Here is a 14,735-nt window from a genome sequence, read left to right as displayed (position 1 = left end):
CAGGTTCCGGAATCAGTTGCCGTCGCTGCGTTCACCGACCGCCGACAGGCAGCGGTACACGATGAACGGGCTGACGAGCTGCAGGATCACGATCGTGCACATCACGATCGCGCGCAGGTGCGGGTCGAAATTCGGATAGAGCTGGTAGGTGTCATCGACGAGCAGGTACGACAGCGCGGACATCGGCGTGAGCGCGATGCCGAGCGCGACGCCCTGCTTCATGCCGATGCCGCTCGGCTTCGCGAACGCGACGACGCCGGCCAGCTTCGCAACGAGCCGCGTGACGATCAGCACGATCGCGAGCAGCCCGCCGAGCGCGATGTCGCCCCACGTGAACGACGTGAGCGTGAGCACGAACAGCGTCACCGTCAGCAGCCAGCCGGCCGTGCCGAAGTGCTCGGGCCACAGTTGCGGGCGCGCCTCGAGGTTCTTCACGATGATGCCGGCGAGCAGCAGCGTGAGCAGCGTCGACAGCTTCAGCGCCTGGGCGACGGCGATCGCGAGCATCACGAGCCCGAACAACGCGACGAACGAATGCTCGTCGCGCATCGTCGCGGTCATGTGGCGGAACAGGTAGTTGCACGAACGCGCGACGACATACGCGACGATGAACGAACCCGCGAGCAGGTAGAGCGGCTGCAGGATCGTCGCGAACACGTTGCCGTACGCTTCCTGGTGGAGCCAGCTCGTCACGAGCTTGGTCAGCACGATCGCATAGACGCTGTTGAGCGCGGTGAGCGTGATGAGGCGTTGCGACACCTGCCCTTCCGCGCGCAGTTCGGTCTTCAGCTGGATCACCATCGACGGCGACGTCGCGATCGCGATCGCCGACAGCACCAACGCGACCATCCCCGACACACCGAGCGCAAGCATCACGAACAGCACCAGCACGAACGTCAGCGTGGCTTCGGCGAGGCTCGACGCGACGAGCCACGGATTGCGCCGGATCCAGCGCAGGTCGAGACGGCTGCCGAGCTCGAACAGCAAGAGGCCGAGCGCGACGTCGATCAGCAACCGCGAAGTTTCGTCGGTGCTTGCATCGATCACGCCGAAGCCGAACGACCCGGCGATGAGACCGATCACCGCATAGCCGGTGATGCGAGGCAGACGCCATGCGCGATAGCAAAGCTCGCCACACAGGCCGGCCGCGAACAACGCGAGCCCGGCCCAGAACACGGCATCCGGCGTAAGCGGCCAGTTGGGCAGGAATGAGAACGCCGACTTCATCGTGGTGACTTCTCCTTTGGAAGCGACCGCCAGCGACACGGGGTCAAGCGTCAGAAATGGATGCGCGCCGGCTGGGTATCGCCCCGAATGTGATTGTTGTGTCGACGACGGCGGGACATGGGATCCGCCTTTTCCACCACAGGGCGGAAAGTCGTTCAGGTTGCCGATCTGGATTGTCGGCCTGGTGTGTGAACGGACTGCGCGGTCTCGATGATTCAGATTCGAAATCGTGCCGACCGTTCCATTGAAGCATGTCCGGCGCCTGGCCGGATGAACGCGAAGGAAACCGATTGTGCCACAGCTTTTTCGGTCTGGAACCCATTGAATCGACTCGCGGCGCTGTGCGGTACCGCAGGTCTTTGGTTTCAAAGGTTTACTTGTATATATACGTAGTAGAAGTTAACAAAGGGCGCACAGTTCTGTGGATAACTTCGGTTTACGTCGACAGATCAAGGCGTTGCAGAACCCATAACCCGTTGCACAGGCTGTTCGCGCACAGAGGTTTGAGTTGAGCAACTTTCGGGCCGCCTCACAGCTGTGCCGAGTTGCCCAGTTTACGTCCACTGTGATTACACACGAAGTGCGCGTGGATTTCGCGCGGTTATCCACAGCGTCGAGTGGATAACCTTGCGCGAAAAAATCGGGAAACTGTGAGCAGCTTGGGTGAACGGTCAGCCGGGCTGGCCGACGCGGCGCGCGCGCAACGCGCGGATCAGGAAGCGTGCAGGGTCGACGGCATCGGCAAGTTCGCGCTCGAGCGGCCAAGGCTCGCCTTCGAGTTGCGACGCGATCAATTCGGCGCCGAGCGCCGCCCATACGAGGCCGCGCGAGCCGAAGCCGAATGCGCCGTAGAGCCCGGGCATGCGCGGCAGGTCGCGTGCCTGCGCACCGCTCAGCGCGCGGGCATTGGCGATGGCGCCTGCTTCGTCCGCGAGCGGGCCGAGCAGCGGCAGGCGGTCGCCGACGACCCAGCGGAACGCAACGCGGCCGCGCAGTGTGTCGGGGTCCGGCAGGTCGCCGATCAGGCCCGGTAGCAGATGCCGTACGCGCTCGATGTTTTCGAGGTGGCCGGCCGCGCGCATCGCGGGATCGACGTCGTCGGGTTCGAACGTCGCGCCGATCAGCAGCGTGCCGTCGTCGAGCGGCACCGCGTAACCGTCGCCGATCGTCGGGCACGGCAGCGGTGCCGTGCTGCCGGCCGGCAGCAACGTGAGCTGGCCGCGCACCGGCTGCAACGCGACATGGTGCAGCCCGGCGAGCCGCGCGGCGTCGCCGGCATTCGCGAGCACGACGACGGGCGCTTCTGCCAGCGTGTTGCCCGCATCGTCGAGTGCATGCCATGCGTCGCCCCGCCGTTCGAGCTTGGCAACGCGGGTGGACGCGAGCAAGCGCACGCGCTCGCCGGCCGCCGCATATTGGGCCGCGCACAGGCCGGCCGGCCAGACGGCGCCGCCGTGCGGAAACAGCAGGCCGCCCTGCGCGACCGGCAGGTTCAGATGCGCACGCGCGGCCTCGACGTCGAGCAGCGAGACATAGTCGGACGGCGCACCGAACGCATCGAATGCTTCGCGCATCCGTTCGAAGTCGCCGGCCGATTCGGCGAGATGGATCATCCCGTGCGTGCTGCGCGCGAATGCGTGGCCTGCGCGTTCGAGTGCCTGCCAGCGTGCGAGCGCGTGCAGGAAGCCGCCGCGCGTGAGCCGGCTCGCGACGTTGTCGTCGCGTGTCATCAGCGGATGGAATACACCGGCCGGATTGCCCGACGCGTCGCTCGCGATCCGCTCGTGCCGCTCGATCAGCGTGACTTCCCAGCCGCGCGCGGCCAGGCGTTCGACGACCGCGCAGCCCGCCAGCCCCGCGCCGATCACGATCGCACGGCGCGTCGCAACGGGCAGTGCGAGCGGCGGCTCGTGCCGGCGCGCGCGCCAGCGCGGCGCATATTCGCCGACGAGCAGATCGTCGACCTCGCGATACGTGAAACCCGATTTGTCGAGGGCGTGTTTCAACGCGTCAGAACTCGCATGCGCTGCAAAGGTGGCGTGTTCCCCGGCGATTTTCGACAGCGCGCGGATCACGTTGGCCGATTGGAGATCCGCGTCGTTCGATGCCGCGAAGCGGTCGAGACAGAACGCGTCGGCGCGCGCGACGATCTTCCCCAGCATGTCGATCGCATCGCCGAACGCGAGCGTGAGCACCACGCGTCCTTCGTCGAATTCGAGCCGATGAAGGCCCGGCACGCGCATCGGCCACGCGTCGGCAAGGGCATCGACATCCGCCGATATGGTTGTGTCCGCAACGATATACGAAGCGGCGAGGCGCAGGTCGTCGCGTGAGAACGGATGCGGTTCGACTGCGACGAAATGCAGCCGCTCGCAGCGCGCGGGATCGTCGCGCCAGGCGGCCCAGGCCGCGAGAAAGCTGCCGCCCGCGCCGAATCCGGTCGCCACGATCGTGAACGTGCGGCGGCCCTGCCAGCGTGCCGGCAGCCCATTGCCCGCGACGAACACGCGATGCGCGAGCGCGCCTGATGCGCCGCGATGGAGATCGCCGAACTCGGGCGAGACGAGCGTGCCGTCGTCGCGGCGCGCGAGCGTGGCGGGAACAAGTCGGTCGGTCATGCGAAACAAAAAACGTGGCAGCCAAGCCTGGCAAGGGATTGCGCGGGGCCGTCCGACCGGTCGTTGGAAAAAGCCAACGGCGCGGCGCACGGGCGGACCGCGCTGCGTATCCTGTCCGGTTGGCGCTGGTCAAAAAACGGGCAGTCGGTGATTCATTCGGCGAAATACCGATGAAAATCTTTGAAACCCTTGTCGTTATTGGGTTTGCGCTGCGCTATCATAGCAACGCCGTACCGCGGGGTGGCCACCGGCTCACCGGAGGGCGCGTCGCGCGGGCCAGGATTCGGCGCTGTGTCGTCGGAGTCTGACTCTCGACGGCACGGTTCGCGCACGTATAATCGGCGCGTTCGCGCTGTTCGTGTCAACCTAACCTGATAAAGGAACCTTAATGAACAAACAGGAACTGATCGACGCCGTCGCCGCCCAAACGGGCGCCAGCAAGGCTCAAACCGGCGAAACGCTGGACACGCTGCTCGAAGTCATCAAGAAGGCCGTGTCGAAGGGTGATGCGGTTCAGCTGATCGGCTTCGGCAGCTTCGGTTCGGGCAAGCGCGCAGCACGTACGGGCCGCAACCCGAAGACCGGCGAAACCATCAAGATCCCGGCAGCCAAGACGGTCAAGTTCACGGCTGGCAAGGCGTTCAAGGACGCCGTCAACAAGCGTTAAACCAGCGCCTGTTCCAAGAAAAACCCGCCTTTCGGCGGGTTTTTTGTTGGGCGCGCGCAGCATTTTCGCCACAGTCCGCGCCCCTCTTGCAAGATTTAACGGTTGTTTTTACAACGCGTTACGCGTGCACGATCTGCGTGTCGCCGTGATCGTCGTCGTCGTGCGAATCGACATCCCACGCCGGGAACGGATCGTCGAACGCGTGCCATCCGGCCGCGCCGAGCGCGAATTCCGCATCGGTCAGCAGGCACGCATCGAGCTTCTCGCGCCATGCATCCGCGTCGAGCGCGATACCGATCAGCACGAGTTCCTGCCGCCGATCGCCCACTGTGCGATCGTCGATGTCGCCGTGCCATTCAGCGCGGATTTCACCGAGCAGCTCGTCGTCGTCCGGCCATTCGGCGCGATCCTGCGCCGCCCACCAAAGTCCCGCCGGGCCATGTCGGCATACGCCGCCCGCCTGCGACAGCGAACCCGCGATGTCGTTGCGCGTCGCGAGCCAGAAGAAGCCCTTGCTGCGCAGCACCCCCGGCCACTCCTGATGCAGCAGCGCCCAGAGTCGCGCCGGATGAAACGGCCGGCGCGCGCGATAGACAAAATTGCCGATCCCGAATTCGTCGGCTTCGCCGTGCACGTGCGCATGATGTTCGTCATGGCAGTCGGGGTCGTCGCAATGCGTGTGATCGTGATCGAGCGACGCGAGCCAGCCCGGCGCGTTCGCGGCCTCGTCGAAATCGAAGCGGCCCGTGTTCAGCACTTCGTCGAGCGGCACGTTGCCGAACGTCGACACGACCTGGTGCGCGCGCGGATTGAGTCGCGCGAGGATGTGCTGCAGGCGGGCAAGGTCGTCCGCGGCGACGAGGTCGGCCTTGTTGATCACCAGCACGTCGCAGAATTCGATCTGCTCGATCAGCAGCTCGACGAGCGTGCGGTCGTCCTCTTCCGATGCGGCGATGCCGCGCGTCGCGAGCGCATCGTCCGAGCCGTAGTCGCGCAGGAAGTTGTACGCGTCGACCACGGTGACGAGCGTGTCGAGCCGCGCGATGGTCGACAGCGACGTGCCGTCATCGTCGACGAACGTGAAGGTTTCGGCGATCGGCATCGGCTCCGCGATGCCGGTCGATTCGATCATGATCGCGTCGAAGCGGCCTTCCGATGCGAGCGTGCGGATCTCGACGAGCAGGTCGTCGCGCAGCGTGCAGCAGATGCAGCCGTTCGACATCTCGACGAGGCGTTCCTCGACGTGCGACAGTGCCTGCGCGTCGCGCACGAGCGACGCATCGATGTTGACCGCCGCGAGATCGTTGACGATCACGGCGACTTTCAGGCCCGCGCGGTTCGCGAGGACGTGATTGAGCAGCGTGGTCTTGCCGGCGCCGAGGAAGCCGGACAGCACGGTGACGGGCAACGGCTGGTTCATTGCCGGATTCATAGCGATATGCACCAACGGAAAAATTGAAAAAGCGGCCGCGACGCCCTTCCGGGGCGCGATCGTCCCGCGGACGGGCGAAATTGCGGCGTGAGATCCGCATTGTGCATCAAACGCGCGCCGGCCGGCCGGTACGGCATCAGGCCGCGCTGCGGCGCGGCGTCACTGCACGGGCGGCAGCAGCTTCCACTGCGTCAGGATGCCGGCGATCTGCCGTGCATACTTGTCGCGCAGCGACGGGGTTTCCGAATGATAGGCGCCGACCGCCTGCCACGTGTTGCCGTAACGGTTCATCTTCTGCTTGAGATGCCACGCAGCGATATAGACGTTCTTGCACGGCTCCATCAGCGTGTCGCGGCCGATTCCATAGCGCGACAGCGTGGGCAGGTGGATCGAATTGATCTGCATCAGGCCGTAGTCGACCGAGCCGTTCGTGTTCTTGTTCAGCGCGCCGGGCCGGTTGCGCGATTCCTGCCACGCGATCGCGCGCAGGATCAGCGGATTGACCTGCTGATATTTAGCGGCCTCGTCGAAACAGTCCGCGCGAGCGTTCGCGCTGGCGAAATACCCGCCGGCGGCGATCAACACGATCGAAACGAACCGTCTGTTCATGGTGCGAAATCGACAAGAAAATGCGTGAGGGTCGGGAAAACCCGTGCCTGTTATTCGTGCGACGAGAATCGTGCCGCCCGTATCATACCGACAGTCCGTCAGCTTGCGACAGTCAGGAATACGGCCGCCCGGTTATACCGCATTTCCGTGTCGGGTCATCGTGAAACGGGAGCGATGGCCGCATGCCGAGAATAATGCCGAATCTTACAGATTGCATACGGTTCGCCGGATACATGTCGTATGTGAGACAGTCCTCGGATCAATGTGATATTTCGGACATGAAAAACTGCTAATGTCGCCTCTTTCGGACTTGGATCCCAGCACTACCGCCGGAAGTGGCCTGAGCCGGCATCGACCCATTCATCCATGACAAGAAATCGCTTCGTTATGCGGCGTGTCGCCACGACCCTGATCGTCGCCGGCATCATCGTCTCGCAGGCCGCCTACGCTCAGGTCACGCTCAATTTCGTGAATGCGGATATCGACCAGGTCGCCAAGGCGATCGGCGCCGCAACCGGCAAGACCATCATCGTCGACCCTCGTGTGAAGGGGCAGCTCAACCTCGTGGCCGAACGGCCGGTGCCGGAAGACCAGGCGCTGAAGACGCTGCAGTCGGCGTTGCGCATGCAGGGCTTCGCACTCGTGCAGGACCACGGCGTGCTGAAGGTCGTGCCCGAGGCCGACGCGAAGCTGCAAGGCGTGCCGACCTACGTCGGCAATGCGCCGCAGGCGCGCGGCGACCAGGTGATCACGCAGGTGTTCGAGCTGCACAACGAATCGGCGAACAACCTGCTGCCCGTGCTGCGGCCGCTGATCTCGCCGAACAACACGGTTACCGCCTATCCGGCGAACAACACGATCGTCGTGACCGACTACGCGGACAACGTGCGGCGCATCGCGCAGATCATCGCCGGCGTGGACAGCGCCGCGGGCGCGCAGGTGCAGGTCGTTCCGCTGCGTAACGCGAACGCGATCGACCTCGCCGCGCAGCTGCAGAAAATGCTCGACCCGGGCGCGATCGGCAACAGCGACGCGACGCTGAAGGTGTCGGTCACGGCCGACCCGCGCACCAACTCGCTGATGCTGCGCGCGTCGAGCGCGTCGCGCCTCGCGGCCGCGAAGCGCCTCGTGCAGCAGCTCGATGCGCCGAGCGCGGTGCCCGGCAACATGCACGTCGTGCCGCTGCGCAACGCCGATGCGGTGAAGCTCGCGAAGACGCTGCGCGGGATGCTCGGCAAGGGCAGCGGTAGCGACAGCGGCTCGTCGGCGTCGTCCAACGATGCGAACAGCTTCAACCAGAACGGCGGCTCGTCGTCGAGCGGCAACTTCTCGACCGGCACGTCGGGCACCCCGCCGCTGCCGTCGGGCGGCCTCGGCGGCTCGTCTTCGTCGTCTTCGTACGGCGGCACGTCCAGCAGCGGCGGGCTCGGCGGCGGCGGCCTGCTTGGCGGCGACAAGGACAAGGGCGACGACAACCAGCCCGGCGGGATGATCCAGGCCGATGCGGCAACCAACTCGCTGATCATCACCGCATCGGATCCGGTTTACCGGAACCTGCGCTCGGTGATCGACCAGCTCGACGCGCGGCGCGCGCAGGTCTATATCGAGGCGCTGATCGTCGAGCTGAACTCGACGACGCAGGGCAACCTCGGCATCCAGTGGCAGGTGGCGAGCGGCCAGTTTCTCGGCGGCACGAACCTGAACCCCGGGCTGGGCCTGGGCAACAGCATCATCAACCTGACGGCGGGCGGCGTGACCAACGCCGCCGGCGGCATCACCGGCGGCGGGCTGGCCAACAATCTCGGGGCGCTGAGCCAGGGGCTCAACATCGGCTGGCTGCACAACATGTTCGGCGTGCAGGGGCTCGGTGCACTGCTGCAGTATTTCGCGGGCGTAAGCGACGCGAACGTGCTGTCGACACCGAACCTGATCACGCTCGACAACGAGGAAGCGAAGATCGTCGTCGGCCAGAACGTGCCGATCGCGACCGGTTCGTATTCGAACCTGACGAGCGGCAATACGAACAACGCGTTCAATACCTACGATCGCCGCGACGTCGGCCTGACGCTGCACGTGAAGCCGCAGATTACCGACGGCGGGATCCTGAAGCTGCAGCTCTACACCGAGGATTCGGCGGTCGTCGCGGGCACCACGAGCGCGCAGACCGGCCCGACCTTCACGAAGCGCTCGATCCAGTCGACGATCCTGGCCGATAACGGCGAGATCATCGTGCTCGGCGGCCTGATGCAGGACAACTATCAGGTGTCGAACAGCAAGGTGCCGCTGCTCGGCGACATCCCGTGGATCGGCCAGCTGTTCCGTTCCGAATCGAAGGTGCGCGCGAAAACCAACCTGATGGTGTTCCTGCGCCCGGTGATCATCTCCGATCGCAGTACCGCGCAGGAAGTCACGTCCAACCGCTACGACTACATCCAGGGCGTGACGGGCGCGTACAAGTCGGACAACAACGTGATCCGCGACAAGGACGATCCGGTCGTCCCGCCGATGCCGATCGGCCCGAGCCAGGGCGGCACGGCCGCGGGCAACCTGTTCGATCTCGACAAGATGCGTCGCCAGCAGCTGCAGCGCCAGGTGGCGCCGGTGCCGGCCCAGCCGTTGCCGGAAGCGACGCCCGCGCAGCCGCAGAGCGTGCCGCAGCAGGCCGTGCCGCAACAGCCGCTGACGGCCACGCCGGGAGCGTCGCAGTGAGCGACGTGCACGCCTCTTCCACCCACGACGGCGCGCCGGGCGAACGGCAGCCGCCGTCGCCGCTCGCCGCGCGACTGTTGCCGTACGGCTTCGCGAAGAGCGGCCAGGTGCTGATCGCGCACCAGCTCGACGACACGCTCGAGGTGTGGATCAGCGAACGCACGAGCGATGCGGCGCTCGCGGAAATCGCGCGCAACTTCGGCTCGATCTCCGTGCATCGCGTGCCGGCCGACGAGCTCGCGCAGGCGATCAACCATGCGTACGCACGCCAGGACGGCAGCGCCGCGCAGGTGGTCGGCGAAGTCGAGGGCGAAGTCGACCTGTCGCGGCTGATGCAGGACATCCCCGAAGTCGAGGATCTGCTCGAATCGGAAGACGATGCGCCGATCATCCGGATGATCAACGCGCTGCTCACGCAAGCGGCACGCGAACAGGCGTCGGACATCCACATCGAGCCGTTCGAGAACGCGTCGGTCGTGCGCTTTCGCGTCGACGGCACGCTGCGCGACGTCGTGCGGCCGAAGAAGGCGCTGCACGGCGCGCTGATCTCGCGGATCAAGATCATGGCGCAGCTCGACATCGCCGAGAAGCGCCTGCCGCAGGACGGCCGCATCACGCTGCGCGTCGGCGGCCGGCCGGTCGACGTGCGGGTGTCGACGCTGCCGACCGGGCACGGCGAGCGCGCGGTGCTGCGTCTGCTGGAAAAGGATGCGCAGCGCCTGAACCTCGAGGCGCTCGGAATGGGCCGCGACACGCTCGTGCAGTTCGACAAGCTGATCGCACGCCCGCACGGCATCGTGCTCGTCACGGGCCCGACGGGTTCGGGCAAGACGACCACGCTGTATGCGTCGATGTCGCGGCTCGAAACCGCGACGACGAACATCATGACCGTCGAGGACCCGATCGAATACGACCTCGGCGGCATCGGCCAGACGCAGGTGAACGAGCGGATCGGGATGACCTTTGCCCGTGCGCTGCGCTCGATCCTGCGTCAGGATCCGGACGTGATCATGATCGGCGAGATCCGCGACCTCGAAACCGCGCAGATCGCGGTGCAGGCATCGCTGACGGGCCACCTCGTGCTCGCGACGCTGCACACGAACGATGCGGCCTCGGCCGTCACGCGGCTGACCGACATGGGCGTCGAGCCCTACCTGCTCGCGTCGTCGCTGCTCGGCGTGCTCGCGCAGCGGCTGGTGCGGCAGCTCTGCCCCGTCTGCAAGGAAGAACGCCAGGAAGAAGGCCGCACCGTGTGGCATCCGGTCGGCTGCGACAAGTGCGGGCATTCGGGGTATTCGGGCCGGCGCGGCGTATACGAACTGCTGCTGGTCGACGAGTCGATCCGCTCGCTGATCCACCGCAACGCGGCCGATGCGGAGATTCTCGCCGCCGGCCGGGCGGAAGGGATGCGCACGCTGCGCGACGACGCCGAGCGCTGGCTCGCGTCCGGCGCGACGTCGCTCGAGGAAGTGCTGCGCGTCACGGGAGGCGCATAGCGCGATGCCGGCATTCCGTTTCGAAGCAATCGATTCGGCGGGACGCGCGCAAAAAGGCGTCATCGATGCCGACAGCGCACGTGCCGCGCGCGGGCAACTGCGTACGCAGGGGCTCACGCCGCTCGTCGTCGAGCCGGCCGCCAGCGCGACGCGCGGGGCGCGCTCGCAGCGGCTCGCGTTCGGCCGCAAGCTGTCGCAGCGCGAACAGGCGATCCTCACGCGCCAGCTCGCGAGCCTCCTGATCGCCGGGCTGCCGCTCGACGAGGCGCTCGGCGTGCTGACCGAGCAGGCCGAGCGCGACTACATCCGCGAACTGATGGCCGCGATCCGCGCCGAGGTGCTCGGCGGCCATTCGCTCGCGAATGCGCTGGGCCAGCATCCGCGCGACTTTCCGGAAATCTACCGCGCGCTCGTCGCGGCCGGCGAGCACACCGGCAAGCTCGGCATCGTGCTGTCGCGCCTGGCCGACTACATCGAGCAGAGCAACGCGCTGAAGCAGAAGATCCTGCTCGCGTTCACGTATCCGGGGATCGTCACGCTGATCGCATTCGGCATCGTCACGTTCCTGCTGAGCTACGTCGTGCCGCAGGTCGTCAACGTGTTCGCGAGCACGAAGCAGCAGCTGCCCGTGCTGACGATCGTGATGATGGCGCTGTCGGATTTCGTGCGCCACTGGTGGTGGGCGATCCTGATCGCCGTCGTGCTCGTCGTGTGGTTCGTGAAGGCGACGCTGTCGCGCGACGGGCCGCGCCTCGCATTCGACCGCTGGGTGCTCACCGCGCCGCTCGCGGGCAAGCTCGTGCGCGGCTACAACACGGTGCGCTTCGCGAGCACGCTCGGCATCCTCACCGCGGCGGGCGTGCCGATCCTGCGCGCGTTGCAGGCGGCCGGCGAGACGCTGTCGAACCGCGCGATGCGCGCGAACATCGACGACGCGATCGTGCGCGTGCGCGAAGGCTCCGCGCTGTCGCGCGCGCTGAACAACGTGAAGACGTTTCCGCCGGTGCTCGTGCACCTGATCCGTTCCGGTGAAGCGACGGGTGACGTGACGACGATGCTGGATCGCGCGGCCGAAGGCGAAGCGCGCGAGCTCGAGCGTCGCACGATGTTCCTGACGAGCCTGCTCGAGCCGCTGCTGATCCTCGCGATGGGCGGCATCGTGCTCGTGATCGTGCTGGCCGTGATGCTGCCGATCATCGAGCTGAACAACATGGTGCAGTGACGGCCTGACCGCGGGGCGGGCCGTCGCCTTCGGCTTCAGCGCACGTAGATCGCCGGGGACGGCGTGTTGGCGGGCAGCTGGACTTCGGTGCGGGCGCCGTTGCGCTCGACGATGATCGAGCGGGGGCGGACTTCGGCGAGCTTCGCGCCGGACGTGACGTCCGCGCCGAGCGACACGGCACGCGGCGGTTCGCCACCGACACCGATGATCGCGGCGCCGCCGTGGTCGAGCGCGAGGATGCCGAACAGGTGGATGTCCTGCACGGCATTCTTGTCGAGCTGACCGCCGAAGAGCGCCGCGGCGTCCTCGGTGCGGATCGGCAGCCGCGCGGCAGCGGCGGGCAGCGGCGCTTCGCGGGCGGACAGCGTGACGACCCAGTAGGTGGCCGTCGCGCACAAACCCGCGAAGAGGGCTAGGGAGAGGATCCGGATCGAGAGCGCGTTCATGCGCGCTATTGTACGGATGTATATGAAATTTGCGTTGGGTGAAAGCCCTCGGCAATGCGCGCCTTACAATGCGTGCTCCGCGCCCGCGGGTTCGGAAGGTTGCCGTCAGGCAATCGTCCGGTGCGCCGGGTGCGTCACCCGACCAACGACATTTTTTGGAAAGAGGTAGTCAGTCATGCAAACGTGGATCACTCGCCGCAACGCGGCCGTGCGTCGTCAGCGCGGTTTCACGCTGATCGAGATCATGGTGGTGGTCGCGATCCTCGGGATCCTGGCGGCGCTCATCGTGCCGAAGATCATGAGCCGCCCGGACGAGGCACGCCGCATCGCCGCGAAGCAGGACATCGGCACGATCATGCAGGCGCTCAAGCTGTACCGTCTCGACAACGGCCGCTACCCGACCCAGGATCAGGGCCTGAACGCGCTGATCCAGAAGCCGTCCACCGATCCGATCCCGAACAACTGGAAGGACGGCGGCTATCTCGAGCGCCTGCCGAACGATCCGTGGGGTAACGGCTACAAGTACCTGAACCCGGGCGTGCACGGCGAGATCGACGTGTTCAGCTACGGCGCCGACGGCAAGGAAGGCGGCGAAGGCAACGACACCGACATCGGTTCGTGGCAATAAGCGCTCACTGACCGGCCCGACGCTTCGTCCCCTTCTTCATGCTCGCCACTCGCACGACCTTCCGCTGCGGCCGCGATCGCCGTGTGCGTCGCGGCGCGGCTTCGTCCGCACCGGTGCGTGCCGACGGCGGACAGGCGTTGCATGAGGCGCGGCGCCACCGCGCGCGCGGCTTCACGCTGCTCGAAATGCTGGTCGTGCTCGTGATCGCGGGGCTGCTCGTGTCGCTCGCGTCGCTGTCGCTCACGCGCAATCCGCGCACCGACCTGCGCGAGGAGGCGCAGCGCATCGCGCTGCTGTTCGAGACGGCCGGCGACGAAGCGCAGGTGCGTGCCCGGCCGATCGCGTGGCAGCCGACCGCGCACGGCTTCCGTTTCGACGTGAGCTCGCCCGACGGCTGGCGCACGCTGCGCGACGACCTGCTGCGCCCGCGCGACTGGGACGGTGGCGTCACGGGCGCCGACATCGATTATCCGGGGTCCGACACGCATGCGAACCGCGTCGTGTTCGGCACCGAGAGCATCGACACGCCGGTGCGCGTGACGCTGCATTCGGCGGTCGGCAGCGCGACGATCGTCGGCACCGGCAACGGCCGCTACGAGGTGCAATGACGATGCGTCGTCGCCTGCCCTCTTCCGTTTCTTCATCGCGCGGTTTCACGATGATCGAGGTGCTGGTCGCGCTCGCGATCATCGCGGTCGCGCTCGCCGCATCGATCCGCGCGGTCGGCACGATGGCGACCAACGCGTCCGATCTTCATCGCCGCCTGCTCGCCGGCTGGAGCGCCGACAACGCGCTCGCGCAGATGCGGCTCACGCACGCGTGGCCGGAGATCGGCGAACAGAGTTTCGACTGCTCGCAAGGCAACGTGCAGCTCGTCTGCACGCAGCGCGTGAGCACCACGCCCAACCCGGTGTTCCGGCGCGTGCGGATTTCGGTGAGCATGCCCGGGCACACCGGCGTGCTCGCGCAAATGGTGACGGTGGTCGCGAATGAAACCAGCCGTCCGCTCTGACGCGCCGATGCGACGCCCGCTCGCCCGCCCCGCCCGCGGCTTCACGCTGATCGAGCTGATGATCGCGATCGCGATCCTCGCGGTGGTCGCGATCCTCGCGTGGCGCGGGCTCGACCAGATCATGCGCGGTCGCGACAAGGTCGCGGCCGCGATGGAAGACGAGCGCGTGTTCGCGCAGATGTTCGACCAGATGCGCATCGACGCGCGGCTCGCCGCGACCGACGACGAAGCCGGCCAGCCGGCGATCGGCGTGGCCGGCAATACGCTGCAGATCGTCCGCGAACTCGAGGTGCCGGGCGTGGCGCCGCGGCTGCAGGTGGTGCGCTACCGGATCGCCGGCGGGCGCGTCGTGCGCTATGCATCGCCGCCGATCGACGACGCGAACCGGCTGCGCAACATGCTGAAGGACAGCAGCGTCGAAGGCTGGAGCTGGGTCGCGCTGATGGGCGGCGTCGGCGCGATCGACGCGAAGCTGTACGTGCCGCGCGTGGGCTGGACCACCAACCTGCAGACGGCCAACGACGCGCTCGCGCAGAACAACGATGCGCTCAAGGTGCCGCAAATCGGCAACGCGCCGCCTGCGCGCGCGGTGACGGGGCTGCAGGTCAGCATCGGCGCGACGTCGCTGCGCGTGCCGGTCACGCGCATCTTCCTCGTCGGGGAATGACG

General features: G+C 66.6%; 13 protein-coding genes. 8 read left to right on the top strand and 5 right to left on the bottom strand.

The features are described from left to right. Positions 1-12: 12 nt before the first annotated feature. Both CFB40_RS00295 and mnmC read right to left on the bottom strand, forming a co-directional pair. The gene (locus CFB40_RS00295; protein WP_089424132.1) at positions 13-1,227 is read right to left on the bottom strand and encodes a cation:proton antiporter; all 1,215 of its coding nucleotides are present in this window, start codon (positions 1,225-1,227) and stop codon (positions 13-15) included. 671 nt (positions 1,228-1,898) lie between these two features. Continuing rightward, a complete protein-coding gene (mnmC, locus tag CFB40_RS00285) occupies positions 1,899-3,845 on the bottom strand; it encodes a bifunctional tRNA (5-methylaminomethyl-2-thiouridine)(34)-methyltransferase MnmD/FAD-dependent 5-carboxymethylaminomethyl-2-thiouridine(34) oxidoreductase MnmC (protein ID WP_089430395.1) in 1,947 nt (648 codons plus the stop codon). Between the two features lie 388 nt (positions 3,846-4,233). Between mnmC and CFB40_RS00280 the strand changes: the two genes are divergently transcribed. After that, positions 4,234-4,512: an HU family DNA-binding protein gene (locus CFB40_RS00280; RefSeq protein ID WP_006401505.1), complete on the top strand. Its 279-nt coding sequence runs from the start codon at positions 4,234-4,236 to the stop codon at positions 4,510-4,512. A 118-nt stretch (positions 4,513-4,630) separates the two neighbouring features. Here CFB40_RS00280 and CFB40_RS00275 read toward each other — a convergent pair whose 3' ends face one another. Beyond that, the gene (locus CFB40_RS00275; protein ID WP_089424129.1) at positions 4,631-5,944 is read right to left on the bottom strand and encodes a GTP-binding protein; all 1,314 of its coding nucleotides are present in this window, start codon (positions 5,942-5,944) and stop codon (positions 4,631-4,633) included. Positions 5,945-6,103: 159 nt separating this feature from the next. After that, complete coding sequence (locus CFB40_RS00270; protein ID WP_069246751.1) at positions 6,104-6,553, bottom strand: lytic transglycosylase domain-containing protein; 450 nt, start codon at positions 6,551-6,553, stop codon at positions 6,104-6,106. A gap of 366 nt (positions 6,554-6,919) precedes the next feature. Between CFB40_RS00270 and gspD the strand changes: the two genes are divergently transcribed. The 3 genes from gspD to gspF are packed head-to-tail and all read left to right on the top strand — an operon-like array spanning position 6,920 to position 11,980. After that, the gene (gspD, locus tag CFB40_RS00265) at positions 6,920-9,262 is read left to right on the top strand and encodes a type II secretion system secretin GspD (protein WP_089430394.1); all 2,343 of its coding nucleotides are present in this window, start codon (positions 6,920-6,922) and stop codon (positions 9,260-9,262) included. Next, positions 9,259-10,758, top strand: a complete 1,500-nt coding sequence (gene gspE / locus CFB40_RS00260) for a type II secretion system ATPase GspE (protein WP_039351516.1) — start codon at positions 9,259-9,261, stop codon at positions 10,756-10,758. Before gspD ends, gspE begins: the two co-directional genes overlap by 4 nt. A 4-nt stretch (positions 10,759-10,762) precedes the next feature. After that, a complete protein-coding gene (gene gspF / locus CFB40_RS00255; protein WP_069246748.1) occupies positions 10,763-11,980 on the top strand; it encodes a type II secretion system inner membrane protein GspF in 1,218 nt (405 codons plus the stop codon). 35 nt (positions 11,981-12,015) lie between these two features. Here the strand turns inward: gspF and CFB40_RS00250 are convergent, their stop codons facing one another. Next, positions 12,016-12,426, bottom strand: a complete 411-nt coding sequence (locus CFB40_RS00250; protein ID WP_039351532.1) for a type II secretion system protein N — start codon at positions 12,424-12,426, stop codon at positions 12,016-12,018. A gap of 175 nt (positions 12,427-12,601) precedes the next feature. Here CFB40_RS00250 and gspG point away from each other — a divergent pair, with 175 nt between their 5' ends. The 4 genes from gspG to CFB40_RS00230 are packed head-to-tail and all read left to right on the top strand — an operon-like array spanning position 12,602 to position 14,733. After that, positions 12,602-13,054, top strand: a complete 453-nt coding sequence (gene gspG / locus CFB40_RS00245) for a type II secretion system major pseudopilin GspG (RefSeq protein ID WP_011350483.1) — start codon at positions 12,602-12,604, stop codon at positions 13,052-13,054. 38 nt (positions 13,055-13,092) lie between these two features. Beyond that, positions 13,093-13,662: a GspH/FimT family pseudopilin gene (locus CFB40_RS00240; RefSeq protein ID WP_089430393.1), complete on the top strand. Its 570-nt coding sequence runs from the start codon at positions 13,093-13,095 to the stop codon at positions 13,660-13,662. Positions 13,663-13,664: 2 nt separating this feature from the next. Further along, a complete protein-coding gene (gene gspI, locus CFB40_RS00235; protein ID WP_046550081.1) occupies positions 13,665-14,066 on the top strand; it encodes a type II secretion system minor pseudopilin GspI in 402 nt (133 codons plus the stop codon). Between the two features lie 7 nt (positions 14,067-14,073). Beyond that, complete coding sequence (locus CFB40_RS00230) at positions 14,074-14,733, top strand: PulJ/GspJ family protein (protein ID WP_039351910.1); 660 nt, start codon at positions 14,074-14,076, stop codon at positions 14,731-14,733. The last annotated feature ends 2 nt before the right edge of the window (positions 14,734-14,735 follow it).

It is taken from the genome of Burkholderia sp. AU31652 (genome assembly GCF_002223155.1).
Classification (GTDB): domain Bacteria; phylum Pseudomonadota; class Gammaproteobacteria; order Burkholderiales; family Burkholderiaceae; genus Burkholderia.
This window is presented reverse-complemented; position numbering and strand designations above follow the sequence as displayed.

Bases quoted from the DNA above. Each gene is read 5' to 3' on its own strand.
- gspD (WP_089430394.1), top strand. From the start codon at position 6,920: ATGACAAGAAATCGCTTCGTTATGCGGCGTGTCGCCACGACCCTGATC.
- gspI (WP_046550081.1), top strand. From the start codon at position 13,665: ATGCGTCGTCGCCTGCCCTCTTCCGTTTCTTCATCGCGCGGTTTCACG.
- gspF (WP_069246748.1), top strand. From the start codon at position 10,763: ATGCCGGCATTCCGTTTCGAAGCAATCGATTCGGCGGGACGCGCGCAA.
- CFB40_RS00270 (WP_069246751.1), bottom strand. From the start codon at position 6,553: ATGAACAGACGGTTCGTTTCGATCGTGTTGATCGCCGCCGGCGGGTAT.
- CFB40_RS00230 (WP_039351910.1), top strand. From the start codon at position 14,074: ATGCGACGCCCGCTCGCCCGCCCCGCCCGCGGCTTCACGCTGATCGAG.
- mnmC (WP_089430395.1), bottom strand. From the start codon at position 3,845: ATGACCGACCGACTTGTTCCCGCCACGCTCGCGCGCCGCGACGACGGC.
- CFB40_RS00280 (WP_006401505.1), top strand. From the start codon at position 4,234: ATGAACAAACAGGAACTGATCGACGCCGTCGCCGCCCAAACGGGCGCC.
- CFB40_RS00250 (WP_039351532.1), bottom strand. From the start codon at position 12,426: ATGAACGCGCTCTCGATCCGGATCCTCTCCCTAGCCCTCTTCGCGGGT.
- CFB40_RS00295 (WP_089424132.1), bottom strand. From the start codon at position 1,227: ATGAAGTCGGCGTTCTCATTCCTGCCCAACTGGCCGCTTACGCCGGAT.
- CFB40_RS00275 (WP_089424129.1), bottom strand. From the start codon at position 5,944: ATGAATCCGGCAATGAACCAGCCGTTGCCCGTCACCGTGCTGTCCGGC.
- CFB40_RS00240 (WP_089430393.1), top strand. From the start codon at position 13,093: ATGCTCGCCACTCGCACGACCTTCCGCTGCGGCCGCGATCGCCGTGTG.
- gspG (WP_011350483.1), top strand. From the start codon at position 12,602: ATGCAAACGTGGATCACTCGCCGCAACGCGGCCGTGCGTCGTCAGCGC.